The organism is Janibacter alkaliphilus (genome assembly GCF_013408565.1).
GTDB lineage: Bacteria > Actinomycetota > Actinomycetes > Actinomycetales > Dermatophilaceae > Janibacter > Janibacter alkaliphilus.
This window is the reverse complement of record NZ_JACBZX010000001.1, coordinates 447,359-460,243: the sequence shown is the minus strand read 5'-3', so window position 1 is coordinate 460,243 and position 12,885 is coordinate 447,359. Positions and strand designations below refer to the sequence as shown.

The window sequence follows — 12,885 nt, the reverse complement described above, 5'->3', positions numbered from 1 at the left end:
ACCCCGCTCAGGAGGCCAGGCTCACCCGCCACTCGTCGTCGACCTTGACCAGGGTGATCGCGCCCTCGTTGCCGTCGTAGCTGGTCTCGACCATGGCGCTCTGCTCGTCCTCGCTGACCGTCGCCTCGCCGACCTCGAGCTGGTCGGCGTCGGCGATCAGCGACCCCGAGCCCTCCTCGGCGGTGTCCGCCATGACCTCGGCGCAGCTGCTGCCCTCGGCCTCGACCGCCTCGAGGTACTCCGGGTCGAGCAGCTCGCACACCCGGGCGTAGTCGCCGTCGGCCGCGGCCTGGACGAACTCCTCGACGGTGTCCTCGGGCGACGGGCCGCCGCCGCAGCCGGCCAGCGCCAGCACGACGGCCAGCGCCCCCAGCAGCCGGGTCCGGCGCACCGGCGTCACATCTGGGTGATCTTCCACAGCCCCTCGCTCTTGCTGAGCCGCACCTCGGTGGTGTTGTCCTCGAAGGTGGTGGTCAGGGTGGCGGTCTGCCCGTCGGCGGCCACCTCGGCCTCACCGATCTCGAGCTTGTCCACCTGCTCCGGGGTGATCGACTCCAGCTGCTGGCCGCTGGCCTCCAGCTCGTCCTCGCAGCTGTCCGAGCCCGAGGCCTGCAGCATGGCGTCCACCGTGGCCGGGTCGATGGTCTCGCAGATGGTCGCGTAGTCCTTCTCGCCGAGCGCGGTCGCGTACTCCTCGACGACGTCCTCCGGGGTGTCCCCGGCCTCGTCCTCGGGCTCGCCGCCGCTGCCGCCGGCGGCGGAGGAGCTCGACCCCGAGCCGGTGGGGCTGGCGGAGCTCGAGGACCCCGAGCCGGAGGACTCGGAACCGGACGAGTCCGAGCCGGGCGACTCGGAGCCGGACGACTCCGAGGCCTCGGCCGAGCTGCTCGCGCTGCTGCTGGACGAACCGCTGCCGGTGTCCTCGCTCTCGCCGTCGCCGCCGCAGGCGGTCAGTGCCAGAGCGGCGCCCAGGCTCACCACGGTCATGGTCGTGCGTCGCATGTGATGGAGGTCCTTCCAGGTCTCGCGGTCGCAGCGCCCCGACCGTCCGGGATGAAGGGGTCCGGGATCACTGCGGGTCGAAGGTGACCCGCCACTCATCATCCACGGTCACCAGGAAGGCCTGTCCGGTGGTCTCGCCGTCCTTGCTCACCGGGACGGTTGCCGTGGTCTCGTCGTCGCCGAGCTCCGGCTCGCCCGCGGTCGCGCCCTCGAGGTTCTCGAAGGCGACGCCGCCGCTGCTGGAGAGCTCCTCGAACGAGCCCTCGCAGGTCCCGCCGGCGTCGGTGATCGACTCGACGTAGGCCGGGTCGAAGAGGGCGCAGGCCGCTGCGTAGTCGTCCTCGGAGAGGGCGTCGATGAACTCCTGGGCCACCGCCCGAGCGTCGCTGCTCCCACCGCCAGAGCTCCCGCCGTCGCTGCTCCCGCCACCAGAGGCCGAGCTGCTCTGGCTGTCACCGCTCCCGCTGCCGCCGTCGCCCTCGCCGCCGCTGTCCTCGCTGCCGCAACCGCTCACGAGCGCCGCGCTGAGCACCGCGCCGCCGACGATCGTCATCAGTCGCATCTCGACTCCCCTGCTCGTCGCCCCGGCCCCGGTGGCCCGGTCGCGCCCAGCGTAGGCGGGACCGGGTGCCGCCCGGGCCGGATCCGGACAGGCGCCTGCAGGGGTGGTCCCGCTCAGTCGAGCTGCCAGGACCGCTTGCTCAGCCCGTACCAGAAGCCGTCGACGCTGCTCGTGGCCGTGCTCGCCCCGGAGGCCTCGGCCGCCCCGAGCGCCACGTAGAGCGGCGCCCAGTGCTCGGTGCGCGGGTGCGCCTCCCGGCCGCCCGGCGCCACCTCGAGCATCCGCTCCAGGCTGTCCACGTCGCCGGTCGCCATCTGCTCCTGCGCCCAGTGGTCGAACTCCGCCGACACGGCCGGCGGCGGGGCGTCGGCGGCCGCGCGCGGGTCGAACCAGGCGAGGTTGTGCGTGGTGAAGCCCGAGCCGACGATCAGCGTGCCCTGCTCGCGCAGCGGCGCCAGGGTCCGGCCCACCTCGAGCAGGGTGACCGGGTCGAGCGTGGGCATGGACATCTGCAGCACCGGCACGTCCGCCTCCGGGTACATCTCGACCAGCGGCACGTAGCCGCCGTGGTCCAGACCCCGGGACTCGTCGTGGTGGACCTCGACGCCGCGCCCGCCGAGCAGGGCGGTGACCTCGTCGGCCAGCTCCGGCGCCGGCGGGGCGTCGTAGGTCACCTCGTAGTAGCGCTGCGGGAATCCCCAGAAGTCGTAGGTCAGCGGGGCCCGGCGGCGGGAGGCGCTCACCGTGACCGGGGCCTGCTCCCAGTGCGCGGAGACCATGAGGATCGAGCTTGGCCGGGCGAAGGAGGAGCTCCACCGGGCGAGCTCGGCGGTCCAGGTGGCGTCGTCGGCGAGCGGGGGAGCGCCGTGGCTGAGGAAGAGGACGGGCGGGGTCGCGGTCGTGGGGCCCGTGGTCGGGGGAGTCGTCGTCATGTCGGTCCTAACACTTGTTGCGACAACTATATGCCCGGGACGGCACCCTGCGCACCCCGTCCGTGATCGTCCTGTGTCCGAGGCGGTCCCCGGGAGGGGTTACCGTGCCTGTCGGACGGCTCTCGTCGACGTCGCGACGAATCCGCGGCACGTGGCTCGTCCAGGAAGGGCACAGCATGGCTGCCAGCAACCTCGTCATCGTCGAGTCCCCGGCGAAGGCCAAGACCATCGCCGGGTACCTCGGGCCGGACTACACGGTCGAGGCCTCGGTGGGGCACATCCGGGACATCCCGCAGCCCCGGGACCTGCCGGCGGCGGAGAAGAAGGGCCCCTTCGGCCGCTTCGGGGTCAACGTCGACGACGGCTCCTTCGAGGCGCTCTACGTCACCGACCCGGACAAGAAGAAGAAGGTCACCGAGCTCAAGCGGCTGCTCAAGGACGCCGACACCCTCTACCTCGCCACCGACGAGGACCGCGAGGGCGAGGCCATCGCCTGGCACCTGCTCGAGGCGCTCAAGCCCAAGGTGCCGGTCAAGCGGATGGTCTTCCACGAGATCACCCAGGAGGCGATCCAGCGGGCGGTCCAGGACACCCGCGACCTGGACATGGACCTCGTCGACGCCCAGGAGGCGCGGCGCATCCTCGACCGGCTCTACGGCTTCGAGATCTCCCCGGTGCTCTGGCGCAAGATCACCCAGGGCCTGTCCGCCGGCCGGGTCCAGTCGGTCGCCACCCGGATCGTCGTCGAGCGCGAGCGCGAGCGGATGGCCTTCCGCGCGGCCAGCTACTGGGACGTCACCGGCACCTTCACCCCCAGCGGCGCCTCGCAGGACTTCAGCGCCCGGCTCTCTGCGGTCGACGGCGCTCGGGTCGCCGTCGGCCGGGACTTCGCCGACGACGGCACCCTGACCAAGAGCGACGTGCGCCACCTCGACGAGGCCGCGGCGACCGCCGTCGCCGAGGCCACCCGCGCGGCCACCGCCACGGTGACCTCGGTCTCGGAGAAGCCCTACACCCGCCGGCCGTACGCCCCCTTCACCACCTCGACCATGCAGCAGGAGGCCTCGCGCAAGCTGCGCCTGGGCAGCCGGGACGCCATGCGGGTGGCCCAGCGGCTGTACGAGAACGGCTACATCACCTACATGCGGACGGACAGCACCAACCTGTCCTCCTCGGCGATCAGCGCCGCCCGCGGCCAGGCCCGGGACATGTACGGGGCCGACTACGTGCCCGAGCAGCCCCGCGTCTACGGCAAGAAGGCCAAGAACGCGCAGGAGGCGCACGAGGCGATCCGCCCGTCCGGCGACCGCTTCCGCACCCCGGCCCAGGTCAGCGGCGAGCTGCGCGGCGACGAGTTCCGGCTCTACGAGCTGATCTGGAAGCGCACCGTGGCCTCGCAGATGGCCGACGCGAAGGGCTCGACCGCCACCATCCGGCTGCGCGCCGACCTCGTCGGCTGCCCGGCCGGCGAGCAGGCCGAGTACTCCGCCTCGGGCACCGTCATCACCTTCCGCGGCTTCCTGGCGGCCTACGAGGAGGGCCGGGACGAGAGCCGCGGCGGCGAGGACGACAACGAGCGCCGGCTGCCCAAGCTGTCCGAAGGGGTCGCGCTCGACGTGCTCGGGGCCGAGGCCTCCGGCCACGAGACCTCCCCTCCGCCGCGGTACACCGAGGCCAGCCTGGTCAAGGCGATGGAGGAGCTGGGCATCGGCCGGCCCTCCACCTACGCCTCGACCGTGGCCACCATCCAGGACCGTGGCTACGTGCGCCGGCAGGGCTCGGCGCTGGTGGCGACCTGGCTCGCCTTCGCCGTCACCCGGCTCATGGAGCAGCATTTCCCGCGGCTGGTCGACTACGACTTCACCGCGCGGATGGAGGAGGACCTCGACCAGATCGCCGGCGGCTCGATGGACCGGGTGGCCTGGCTGGGCCGCTTCTACGACGGCGAGCAGGCGACCAGCGCCGAGGGGCTGCGCCAGATGGTCGAGGACCTCGGCGACATCGACGCCAAGGCGATCAGCACCGTCGAGATCGGCGACGGCATCGTCGTGCGGGTCGGCCGCTACGGCCCGTACGTCGAGGAGGTCGCCCCGGCCGGGGTGGACCCGGAGACCGGCGAGGTCCGCGACGAGGCCGCGCTGGCCCAGGCGCCCACCGAGAAGGACGGCAAGCCGCGACGGGCCAACGTGCCCGAGGACGTCGCCCCGGACGAGATGACCCCCGAGCGGGGCCGTGAGCTGCTCGCCCAGGCCGCGGACGACGGGCGTGAGCTCGGCACCAACCCTGAGAGCGGGCGGACGGTCGTGGCCAAGGCCGGCCGCTACGGCCCCTACGTCACCGAGGTGCTCACGCCCGAGGAGGCCGAGCTCAAGGGCAAGGCCAAGGTCAAGCCGCGCACCGCCTCGCTCTTCAAGGACATGGACCTGGCGACCATCGAGCTGGACACCGCGCTGCGGCTGCTCTCGCTGCCGCGGGTCGTCGGGACCGTCACCGAGACGACGACCGGCGAGGACGGCACCGAGACCAGCGCCGAGGTGGAGATCACCGCGCAGAACGGTCGCTACGGGCCGTACCTGAAGAAGGGCACCGACAGCCGCTCGCTGGAGACCGAGGACCAGCTCTTCACGGTCACCCTGGAGGAGGCGCTGGCGCTCTACGCCCAGCCCAAGCGCCGCGGCCGGGCGGCCGCCAAGCCCCCGCTGAAGGAGTTCGCCGAGGACCCGGCCAGCGGCAAGAAGGTCGTCGTCAAGGACGGCCGCTTCGGGCCGTACGTCACCGACGGGGAGACCAACGCCACCCTGCGGCGGGACGACGAGCCGGAGACGATCACCCAGGAGCGTGCCTTCGAGCTGCTCGCCGAGAAGCGGGCGAAGGGGCCGACCACCCGCAAGAAGACCGCCAAGAAGTCCGGCACCAAGAAGAGCACGGCGAAGAAGAGCGGGACGAAGAAGGCCGCGGCGAAGAAGAGCACGGCCAAGAGCACGACGAAGAAGACGACCACGAAGAAGACGGCGAAGACGGCTGCGGGCTCCGGCTGATCGCGCCCGGCGCACCGGGGGCTGTGTGCTTGCTCTCCCTGCGTCCGGGCTCGTTGAAGCCGAGGTTACCCGCCGGTACTGTCGTCGCTCAGTGCACCGAAGGAGCTGCTCATGGATCTCGACCCGTCGTCCTTCGACGGCATCACCGCCGCGGAGTTCGCACGGATCGTCGGGGGGATGTCCGACAAGGAGATCGCCGCGACGATGCGAGGCGAGCACCGGGTCGAGATCCTCGAGGCGATCTTCGGGCGCTTCCCCGACTTCTTCCGTCCGGACCGTGCGGCCGGGGTGAGCCAGGTGACCCAGTTCCGGGTCACCGGCGGCCCGGCCGCGCACCCCGAGGACACCTTCGAGGTGGTCATCGAGGACGGGCGGTGCTGGGTCGCCGACGAGCCCGGCGAGCGCTACGACGTCTCGCTGCGGATGGGCCCGTCGGAGCTGACCAAGCTGCTCACCGGTCGGGGGAGCGCGACGATGCTCGTCATGCGCGGCAAGATCTCGGTCCGCGGGGACCTCTCCCGGGCCGCGACCTTCTCCTCCTACTTCGACCTGCCGAAGGCGTGAACCGATGAACCACCTGACCGTCGTCTCCACCATGGCCAAGCGCGGCATGCTCACCCCCGGGCCGCCGCACCACCAGGTCAAGCAGCTGACCAACCTGCACCGCTGGGGCTTCGGCCTGGCCGGCGAGCTGCGGCAGGCCGCCGCGCGCTCGCCGAAGCGCGTCGCCGTGATCGACGAGGCCCGCGGCTCGACCACCTACGCCGACCTGCTCGCCGGTTCCGAGCAGGTCGCCCAGGTGCTGCGCGACCTCGGCTACGGCTCCGGCCAGAAGGTCATGCTGCTGGCCCGCAACCACGCCCTGGCGATCGAGGTGATGTGCGGCGCCTCGGCCATCGGCATCGACCTCGTGCTCGGCAACACCGGCCTGGCCGGGCCCCAGCTGGCGGTCGTCGCGGAGCAGCAGGAGATCACCGCGATCATCCACGACGACGAGCTGGCCGCGGCCACCGAGGACCTGCCGGAGAGCATCCGCCGGATCAGCGAGAGCGAGCTGGTGCGCCTGGTCGAGAGCACCCCGCGCCCCCCGGCGCTGGAGGTGCCGCGCAAGCAGGGCCGCACGATCATCCTCACCTCCGGCACCACCGGCACGCCGAAGGGCGCCGCCCGCAAGACCCCGAGCGGCTTCGGCCCGCTCATCTCGATCATCGACCGGATCCCGCTGAAGGCGGGCATGCGGATCCTCATCTCCGCGCCGATCTTCCACACCTGGGGCTACGCGGCGATGCAGCTGTCCCTGGCGATGCGAGCGACGATCGTGCTGCAGCGCCGCTTCGACCCCGCCCAGGCGCGCCAGGCCCTGGAGGACCACCGGGTGGACGCGATGTTCGCCGTGCCGGTGATGCTGCAGCGGATGATGGAGCTGCCCAGCGACCCCGGCGGCAAGCACCGGCGCCCGCTCAGCGTCGTGGCCACCTCCGGCTCGGCCTACCCCTCCGGCTTCACCGCCCGCTTCATGGACGAGTTCGGCGACGTGCTCTACAACCTCTACGGCTCCACCGAGGCCTCCTGGGTGTGCATCGCCACGCCCGAGGACATGCGGCGCCACCCGGACACCGCGGGCACCCCGCCGCTGGGCACCGTGGTGAAGATCCTCGACGACGACGGCCGCGAGGTGACCCCGGGGGAGACCGGGCGGATCTTCTGCGGCAACGAGCTGGTCTTCGAGGGGTACACCAACGGCCAGAGCAAGGACTTCGTCGACGGCCTCGTCTCCACCGGCGACATGGGCCACGTCACCGACGGGCTGTACTTCGTCGACGGGCGCGAGGACGACATGATCGTCAGCGGCGGGGAGAACGTCTACCCCTCCGAGGTCGAGTCGCTGCTGGCCGAGCACCCGGCGGTGCTGGAGGTCTCCGTGGTGGGCGTCCCCGACGAGGACTTCGGGCAGCGGCTGGCCGCCTTCGTCGTCCGTCGCGAGGGTCAGCAGCTCGACGAGGACGCGGTGCGCGACCTGGTCCGCGCCCAGCGGGCCCGGCACTGCGTGCCGCGCGAGGTGGTCTTCCTCGACGAGCTGCCGCGCAACGCCACCGGCAAGGTGCTGCCGCGCTCGCTGCGAGAGCTGCTCGCCGGCTGAGCCCCGAGGGGCCTGGCAGCCGCCGAGGGCTCAGAGCGGCGCGTCGAAGGTCAGCGGCTCCCGGGTGACCCGGTAGGTCGCCCACAGCAGGTGGCTCACCCCACCGTCCGACCCACGCACCACGACCAGCGGCTCGCCGCGCTCCCGGCCGGAGACGGTGCGGTAGCGGTCCGGGGCGACCTCCGTGAAGACCGCCGGCGGGGCGCTGCGCGGGGCCGCCGCGAGGCGCGCCTCGAGCTGGCCCTGACGTACCGACAGCACCAGGTGGCTGCCCTCGGTGTACCAGTGCCCCAGCAGCGGGGCCAGCTGCTCCGGGACCGCGGTGCCGGGTGTCCACGGCTGCGGGTCGACCGGCTCCCGCTCGATCGCCAGCGTGCCCATCCCGGCGGCGGCGGTGGCCGGCGCCACCGGCGTCGTGGCGTTCATCAGCAGCACCGCCGTCGTCGCGCTCTCCCGCTCGGTGAAGCAGCCGGTCACCGAGCCGGGCCAGCCCCCGGTGTGCCCCACCCAGGTACGCCCCTCGTGCCGCAGCAGCTGCAGGCCCAGCCCCCAGGCCAGGGTCCATCCCCGCGGGTCGGCCATCACCTGCGGCTGGCACATCTCCTCGAGGGTGTCGGGGGAGAGGATCTCCGCGTCCGGCTCGGCGAGGAAGCCGCCCCACCGGGAGAGGTCGGTGGCGGTAGAGCGCAGCCCGCCGGCCGGGTCGAGGCCCTTGGCATCGACGTCAGGCTCCGGCAGCGGGACGTCGGTGAAGGGTGGCACGTAGTACCCCTTCGCCCGCGGCTCCTGCGGCCGGGTGCCGGTCCGTCCCATCTCCAGGGGCCGGGTCAGCCGGTCGCGGACCACCTCGGGCCACGGGCGGCCCTCCAGGCGCGCGACGATCTCGCCGAGCACGGCGAAACCGAGGTTGGAGTAGTGCCAGCGGTCGTGCGGCCGCCCGACCCGCTGCGCCTCGTCCCAGCCGCTGACGATCTCCGCGCGCTCGGGCATGACCATGTGCTCGAAGGGGCCGTTCACCGGCTCCCGCTGCATCCCCGAGGTGTGCGCCAGCAGCTGGCGCACGGTGACCCCGCCCTGGGTGCTGCCGGGCAGGTGGGTCTCGACGGTGTCGTCGAGGTCGAGCCCTCCCTCGTCGCGGAGCATCATCACCAGCACGGAGGTGAAGGTCTTGGAGATGCTGGCGACCGGGTACTGGGTGCCGGCGTCCGGGAGCGCCCCCGGGGTCGTCGGGGGAGAGGTCGAGGTCGCGGCTGCCGATGCCCCGGGACCACTGCAGCACCCCGGCGCGGGCGACGCCGGCGACCAGGCCGGGCACCCGGCCGTCCCGCTGGGCGGTGGCCGCCAGATCGTCCAGGGCGCGGCACGTCTCGTCGTGGAAGGGCATGCCGCCCAACCTAGCGCCGTCGGGGTCGCGCCCCGGAGGGTTCAGCCGGTCACTCGGTGACGAAGCCGGCCTGGGTCAACCAGTCCATGGCCACCTCGGAGGGCTCCTCGCCGTCGACGTCGACCCGCGCGTTGAGCTCGATGAGCAGGTCGTCGGTCAGCTCGGCCGAGACCGGGTTGAAGAGCTCGCGCAGCTGCGGGTACTCCTCGATGACCTCCTGGGTGAAGACCGGCGAGACGTTGTACTTCGGGAAGAACTCCTCGTCGTCCTCGAGCACCACCAGGTCGAGCGCCTTGATCCGCCCGTCGGTGGTGAAGACCTCGCCGAAGTTGCACTCGCCCTGGTCGGTGGCGGCGTAGATCGCGCCGGTGTCGAAGACCTTGATCTGGTTGCCGGGGATGTCGCTGCCGCGCTCCAGGCCGTAGGTCTGCAGCATCGGGTCCATGCCGTCGTTGCGGCTGTTGAACTCCGACTCCACGCAGAAGCTCAGCTCCTCGGTGGAGAGGTCCTTGAGCTCGGAGAGCTTGGTGATCCCCAGCTCCTCGGCCTTCGAGGCCTTCGCGGCGAAGCCGTAGGTGTTGTTCATCGGCGCCGGTTCCAGCCAGACCAGCCCGTTCTCCTCGAGGTCGCGGTCGCGGACCGCCTCATACTGACCCCGCTCGTCGGCGATCGGGTCGCTCTCGCCGAGGTAGGCGATCCACGCGGTGCCGGTGTACTCCCACTGCATCTGCACGTCGTCCTGCAGCATCGCCTCGCGTGCGGTGGCCGAGCCGGGGATGTTCGTGAGGTCCTGCACGGTGGCCCCGGCCGACTTCAGCAGGATCACCGCCATCTTGCCGATGATGATCTGCTCGGTGAAGTTCTTCGAGCCGACCCCGATCTCCAGGCCCTCGAGGTCGATGTCGGCGACCGGGCCGGCCAGCTCGCCGGAGGCGGAGAAGCCGGCGGCGGTGCCCAGGCCACACCCGGTCAGGGCGAGGGTGGACAGGCCGCCGACGCCGAGCAGGAAGCCGCGGCGGTCCAGCGGGAGGCGGGTCAGCGACGAGCGGCGGGTGGTCATCGGAGTCCCTTCGGGGTGGCGAAGAATTCCAGCACGCGGCCGGCCCAGTCGATGAGCAGCGCCAGCACGGCGATGAGCAGGCCGCCGCTGATGAGCACCTCGCTGCGGTAGAGGTCGACGCCGACGTCGATGAGCGAGCCCAGCCCGCCGGCGTTGATGAGGAAGCCGAAGGAGGCGGTGCCGACCGCCAGCACCAGCGCGGTGCGCACGCCGACCATGATCACCGGCAGTGCCAGCGGCAGCTCGACCCGGCGCAGCACCCCCTGTCCGGACATGCCCATGCCGCGGGCGGCCTCGACGAGGGTCGGGTCCACCTGCTGCAGGCCGACGATGGTGTTGGCCAGCACCGGCAGGAAGGCGTAGATGCTCAGCGCCAGCACGGCGGTCCAGAAGCCGAAGCTGAGCCACATCGCCAGCAGCACGATGAGACCGATGACCGGGGCCGCCTGGCCGGCGTTGGCGACGGCGACCACCGGCCCGCTGAGGAAGCGGAAGCGGGGTCGGGTCAGCATGACCCCGAGAGGGATCGCCGTGCAGACGACGACGACCGTCACGACGAGGGTCAGCTCGATGTGCTGCTGGGTGAGCTCGATGACGTTGTCCCAGGCCAGCGGCCGGGCGGCGACGTCGTCCAGCTCGGCGGTCTGCCGCCAGAGCGCCCAGGCGCCGAGGATGACGGCACACATGATCGGCAGGCCGACGAGCAGCCCGAAGTTGCTGCCGGTCTCCGGCGCCCGGCTCTCGGGCTCGGTGGCCTGCTCGCTCACTGCGGGTCACCCCCGTCGCCGGAGTCGCCGGAGTCGTCGGAGACCGAGGTCTCGACGAGGTCGTCCTCGGCGGTCGTGATCGCGTACTCGTCGTGGTTGGCGCGGCGGGCCTCGGCGGTGACCGAGCGGATGTGCTCGGTCACCGTGTCGAACTGCAGCAGCCCGACGAACTCGTCCCGGCGGCCGGTGACGAGCACGCCGCCGTGCGAGGAGGCGAGCATCGAGTCGAGGGCGTCGTTGACGGTGGCGCGGTGGTCGATGACGTCGACGTCGCGGCCGGTCTCGCCGAGGGAGGCGGTCTGCTCGGCCTCGCGCAGGTTCACCCAGGCGGCCGGGCGGCGCTGCCGATCCAGCACGATCACCCCGTCCTGGCCCGCAGCGCGGGCGGCCCGGGCGGCGTCGCCGCCGTTGTCGCCGACCGTGGCGACCACCGGGCTGGCCAGGTCGAGGTCGCTCACCCGCATGAGCGAGAGCTGCTTGAGCGAGGAGTCGGCGCCGATGAAGTCCTCGACGAAGGAGTTCGCCGGCGCGGCGAGGATCGACTCGGGGGTGTCGTACTGGGCGACGTGCGCACCCTCCTGGAGGATGAGGATCCGGTCGCCGAGCTTGATCGCCTCGTCGATGTCGTGGGTGACGCAGACGATGGTCTTCTGCAGCTCCTCCTGGATGCTCATCAGCTCGTCCTGCAGGCGCTGGCGGGTGATCGGGTCGACCGCGCCGAAGGGCTCGTCCATGAGCAGCACCGGCGGGTCGGCGGCCAGCCCGCGGGCGACGCCGACGCGTTGCTGCTGGCCGCCGGAGAGCTCGCGGGGGTAGCGGTCGCGGTAGCGGGAGGGGTCCAGCCCGACGAGGTCGAGCAGCTCGTCGGCGCGCTCGGAGATCTTCTGCTTGTCCCACTTCAGCAGGCCGGGGACGAGACCGATGTTGTCCTTGACCGACATGTGCGGGAAGAGGCTGCCGCCCTGGATGACGTAGCCGACCGAGCGGCGCAGCTCGGTGGCGTTCTTGGACCGGATGTCTTCGCCGTCGATGGTGATCGTGCCCTCGGTGGGCTCGTGCAGCCGGTTGATCATCTTCAGCGAGGTCGTCTTGCCGCAGCCCGAGGGGCCGACGAACATGACGATCTGCCCGGCGGGGACGGTCAGCGAGAGGTTGTCCACGGCCGGGGCGCCGCCGGCGGTGTAGCGCTTGGTGACGCCGTCGAAGACGATCTCGGCGCCGCTGACCGAGCGGCCGTCGCCGCTGCGCGCCGCAGCCGCCCCGGCCTGGTGGTTGGTGCTGGTGCTCATGCGCGGATTCCCTTCGAGGTGGTCAGGCGCCTCACGAGGAGGAGGATGGCGTCGAGCAGCAGCGCCAGGATGACGATGCCGATGGTGCCGACGAGGGCGTAGTTCACGGCGTTGGCGCCGCCGATCTGGGCCAGCCCGGTGTAGATGTACTGGCCCAGCCCGGGGCCGAGGGCGAAGGCGGCGATCGCCGCGACCCCCATGGACATCTGGGCGGAGACCCGGATGCCGGTCATGATCACCGGCCAGGCCAACGGCAGCTGCACCCGCAGGAAGCGCCCGGCGCTGCTCATCCCCATGCCCTGGGCGGACTCCATGAGGCCCTTGTCGACCCCCATGAGGCCGACCACGGCGTTGCGCAGGATCGGCAGGGTCGCGTAGAAGGTCACGGCGATGACCGAGGGGATCACCCCGATGCCGACGAGTCCGAGCATCATGCCGATGAGCGCGAAGGAGGGGATGGTCAGGCCGACCGCGCTGATCATGTTCGCGGCCGGCTGCAGCCGGGGGACCCGGGTGACCAGCAGGGCCACGGCGATGGCGATGATCGTCGCCAGGACGAGGCACTGCACGACCAGCGAGGTGTGCTGGTAGCTGCGGTAGAGGATGTCCTCCCACCGGTCGCCGACGAACACCCCCATGTCCTGGAAGAACTCCCTCATACGCGCTCGCTCCTGTGACGCGCGTCGTCCGAGGGACGCCGCGGCGGGTGGG

12 protein-coding genes are annotated in these 12,885 nt (G+C 71.9%); 3 read left to right on the top strand and 9 right to left on the bottom strand.

What is annotated here, in order from left to right; translation table 11 throughout:
- Positions 1-7: 7 nt before the first annotated feature.
- The 4 genes from BJY28_RS02185 to BJY28_RS02170 all read right to left on the bottom strand — a co-directional run bounded on the left by BJY28_RS02185 (position 8) and on the right by BJY28_RS02170 (position 2,496).
- A complete protein-coding gene (locus BJY28_RS02185) occupies positions 8-391 on the bottom strand; it encodes a DUF4878 domain-containing protein (RefSeq protein ID WP_179461548.1) in 384 nt (127 codons plus the stop codon).
- A 5-nt stretch (positions 392-396) separates the two neighbouring features.
- Positions 397-1,002, bottom strand: a complete 606-nt coding sequence (locus BJY28_RS02180; protein ID WP_179461547.1) for a nuclear transport factor 2 family protein — start codon at positions 1,000-1,002, stop codon at positions 397-399.
- A gap of 67 nt (positions 1,003-1,069) precedes the next feature.
- On the bottom strand, positions 1,070-1,564 hold the full coding sequence (locus BJY28_RS02175) for a hypothetical protein (protein ID WP_179461546.1): 495 nt from the start codon (positions 1,562-1,564) through the stop codon (positions 1,070-1,072).
- A 113-nt stretch (positions 1,565-1,677) separates the two neighbouring features.
- On the bottom strand, positions 1,678-2,496 hold the full coding sequence (locus BJY28_RS02170) for a dioxygenase family protein (RefSeq protein ID WP_179461545.1): 819 nt from the start codon (positions 2,494-2,496) through the stop codon (positions 1,678-1,680).
- A gap of 176 nt (positions 2,497-2,672) precedes the next feature.
- Between BJY28_RS02170 and topA the strand changes: the two genes are divergently transcribed.
- The 3 genes from topA to BJY28_RS02155 all read left to right on the top strand — a co-directional run bounded on the left by topA (position 2,673) and on the right by BJY28_RS02155 (position 7,674).
- Positions 2,673-5,534, top strand: a complete 2,862-nt coding sequence (topA, locus tag BJY28_RS02165) for a type I DNA topoisomerase (RefSeq protein ID WP_179461544.1) — start codon at positions 2,673-2,675, stop codon at positions 5,532-5,534.
- A gap of 111 nt (positions 5,535-5,645) precedes the next feature.
- A complete protein-coding gene (locus tag BJY28_RS02160) occupies positions 5,646-6,098 on the top strand; it encodes an SCP2 sterol-binding domain-containing protein (protein WP_179461543.1) in 453 nt (150 codons plus the stop codon).
- A 4-nt stretch (positions 6,099-6,102) separates the two neighbouring features.
- A complete protein-coding gene (locus tag BJY28_RS02155; protein ID WP_179461542.1) occupies positions 6,103-7,674 on the top strand; it encodes an AMP-binding protein in 1,572 nt (523 codons plus the stop codon).
- A 30-nt stretch (positions 7,675-7,704) separates the two neighbouring features.
- On the opposite strand, the gene BJY28_RS02150 is transcribed toward BJY28_RS02155, so the two are convergent.
- The 5 genes from BJY28_RS02150 to BJY28_RS02130 all read right to left on the bottom strand — a co-directional run bounded on the left by BJY28_RS02150 (position 7,705) and on the right by BJY28_RS02130 (position 12,812).
- Positions 7,705-8,850, bottom strand: coding sequence for a serine hydrolase domain-containing protein (locus tag BJY28_RS02150; protein WP_343037157.1), 1,146 nt, complete (start codon positions 8,848-8,850; stop codon positions 7,705-7,707).
- 257 nt (positions 8,851-9,107) lie between these two features.
- The gene (locus BJY28_RS02145; protein WP_179461541.1) at positions 9,108-10,118 is read right to left on the bottom strand and encodes a glycine betaine ABC transporter substrate-binding protein; all 1,011 of its coding nucleotides are present in this window, start codon (positions 10,116-10,118) and stop codon (positions 9,108-9,110) included.
- A complete protein-coding gene (locus tag BJY28_RS02140; RefSeq protein WP_343036917.1) occupies positions 10,115-10,885 on the bottom strand; it encodes an ABC transporter permease in 771 nt (256 codons plus the stop codon). Before BJY28_RS02140 ends, BJY28_RS02145 begins: the two co-directional genes overlap by 4 nt.
- A complete protein-coding gene (locus tag BJY28_RS02135; protein WP_179461540.1) occupies positions 10,882-12,174 on the bottom strand; it encodes an ABC transporter ATP-binding protein in 1,293 nt (430 codons plus the stop codon). The genes BJY28_RS02140 and BJY28_RS02135 overlap by 4 nt, the downstream gene beginning before the upstream one ends.
- Entirely contained in the window at positions 12,171-12,812 is a 642-nt protein-coding gene (locus BJY28_RS02130; RefSeq protein ID WP_179463888.1) for an ABC transporter permease, read from the bottom strand. Before BJY28_RS02130 ends, BJY28_RS02135 begins: the two co-directional genes overlap by 4 nt.
- Between the last annotated feature and the right edge of the window lie 73 nt (positions 12,813-12,885).

Coding starts and splice junctions, on each gene's coding strand:
- BJY28_RS02180 (WP_179461547.1), bottom strand. CDS start 1,002: ATGCGACGCACGACCATGACCGTGGTGAGCCTGGGCGCCGCTCTGGCA.
- BJY28_RS02135 (WP_179461540.1), bottom strand. CDS start 12,174: ATGAGCACCAGCACCAACCACCAGGCCGGGGCGGCTGCGGCGCGCAGC.
- BJY28_RS02170 (WP_179461545.1), bottom strand. CDS start 2,496: ATGACGACGACTCCCCCGACCACGGGCCCCACGACCGCGACCCCGCCC.
- BJY28_RS02175 (WP_179461546.1), bottom strand. CDS start 1,564: ATGCGACTGATGACGATCGTCGGCGGCGCGGTGCTCAGCGCGGCGCTC.
- topA (WP_179461544.1), top strand. CDS start 2,673: ATGGCTGCCAGCAACCTCGTCATCGTCGAGTCCCCGGCGAAGGCCAAG.
- BJY28_RS02160 (WP_179461543.1), top strand. CDS start 5,646: ATGGATCTCGACCCGTCGTCCTTCGACGGCATCACCGCCGCGGAGTTC.
- BJY28_RS02130 (WP_179463888.1), bottom strand. CDS start 12,812: ATGGGGGTGTTCGTCGGCGACCGGTGGGAGGACATCCTCTACCGCAGC.
- BJY28_RS02155 (WP_179461542.1), top strand. CDS start 6,103: ATGAACCACCTGACCGTCGTCTCCACCATGGCCAAGCGCGGCATGCTC.
- BJY28_RS02145 (WP_179461541.1), bottom strand. CDS start 10,118: ATGACCACCCGCCGCTCGTCGCTGACCCGCCTCCCGCTGGACCGCCGC.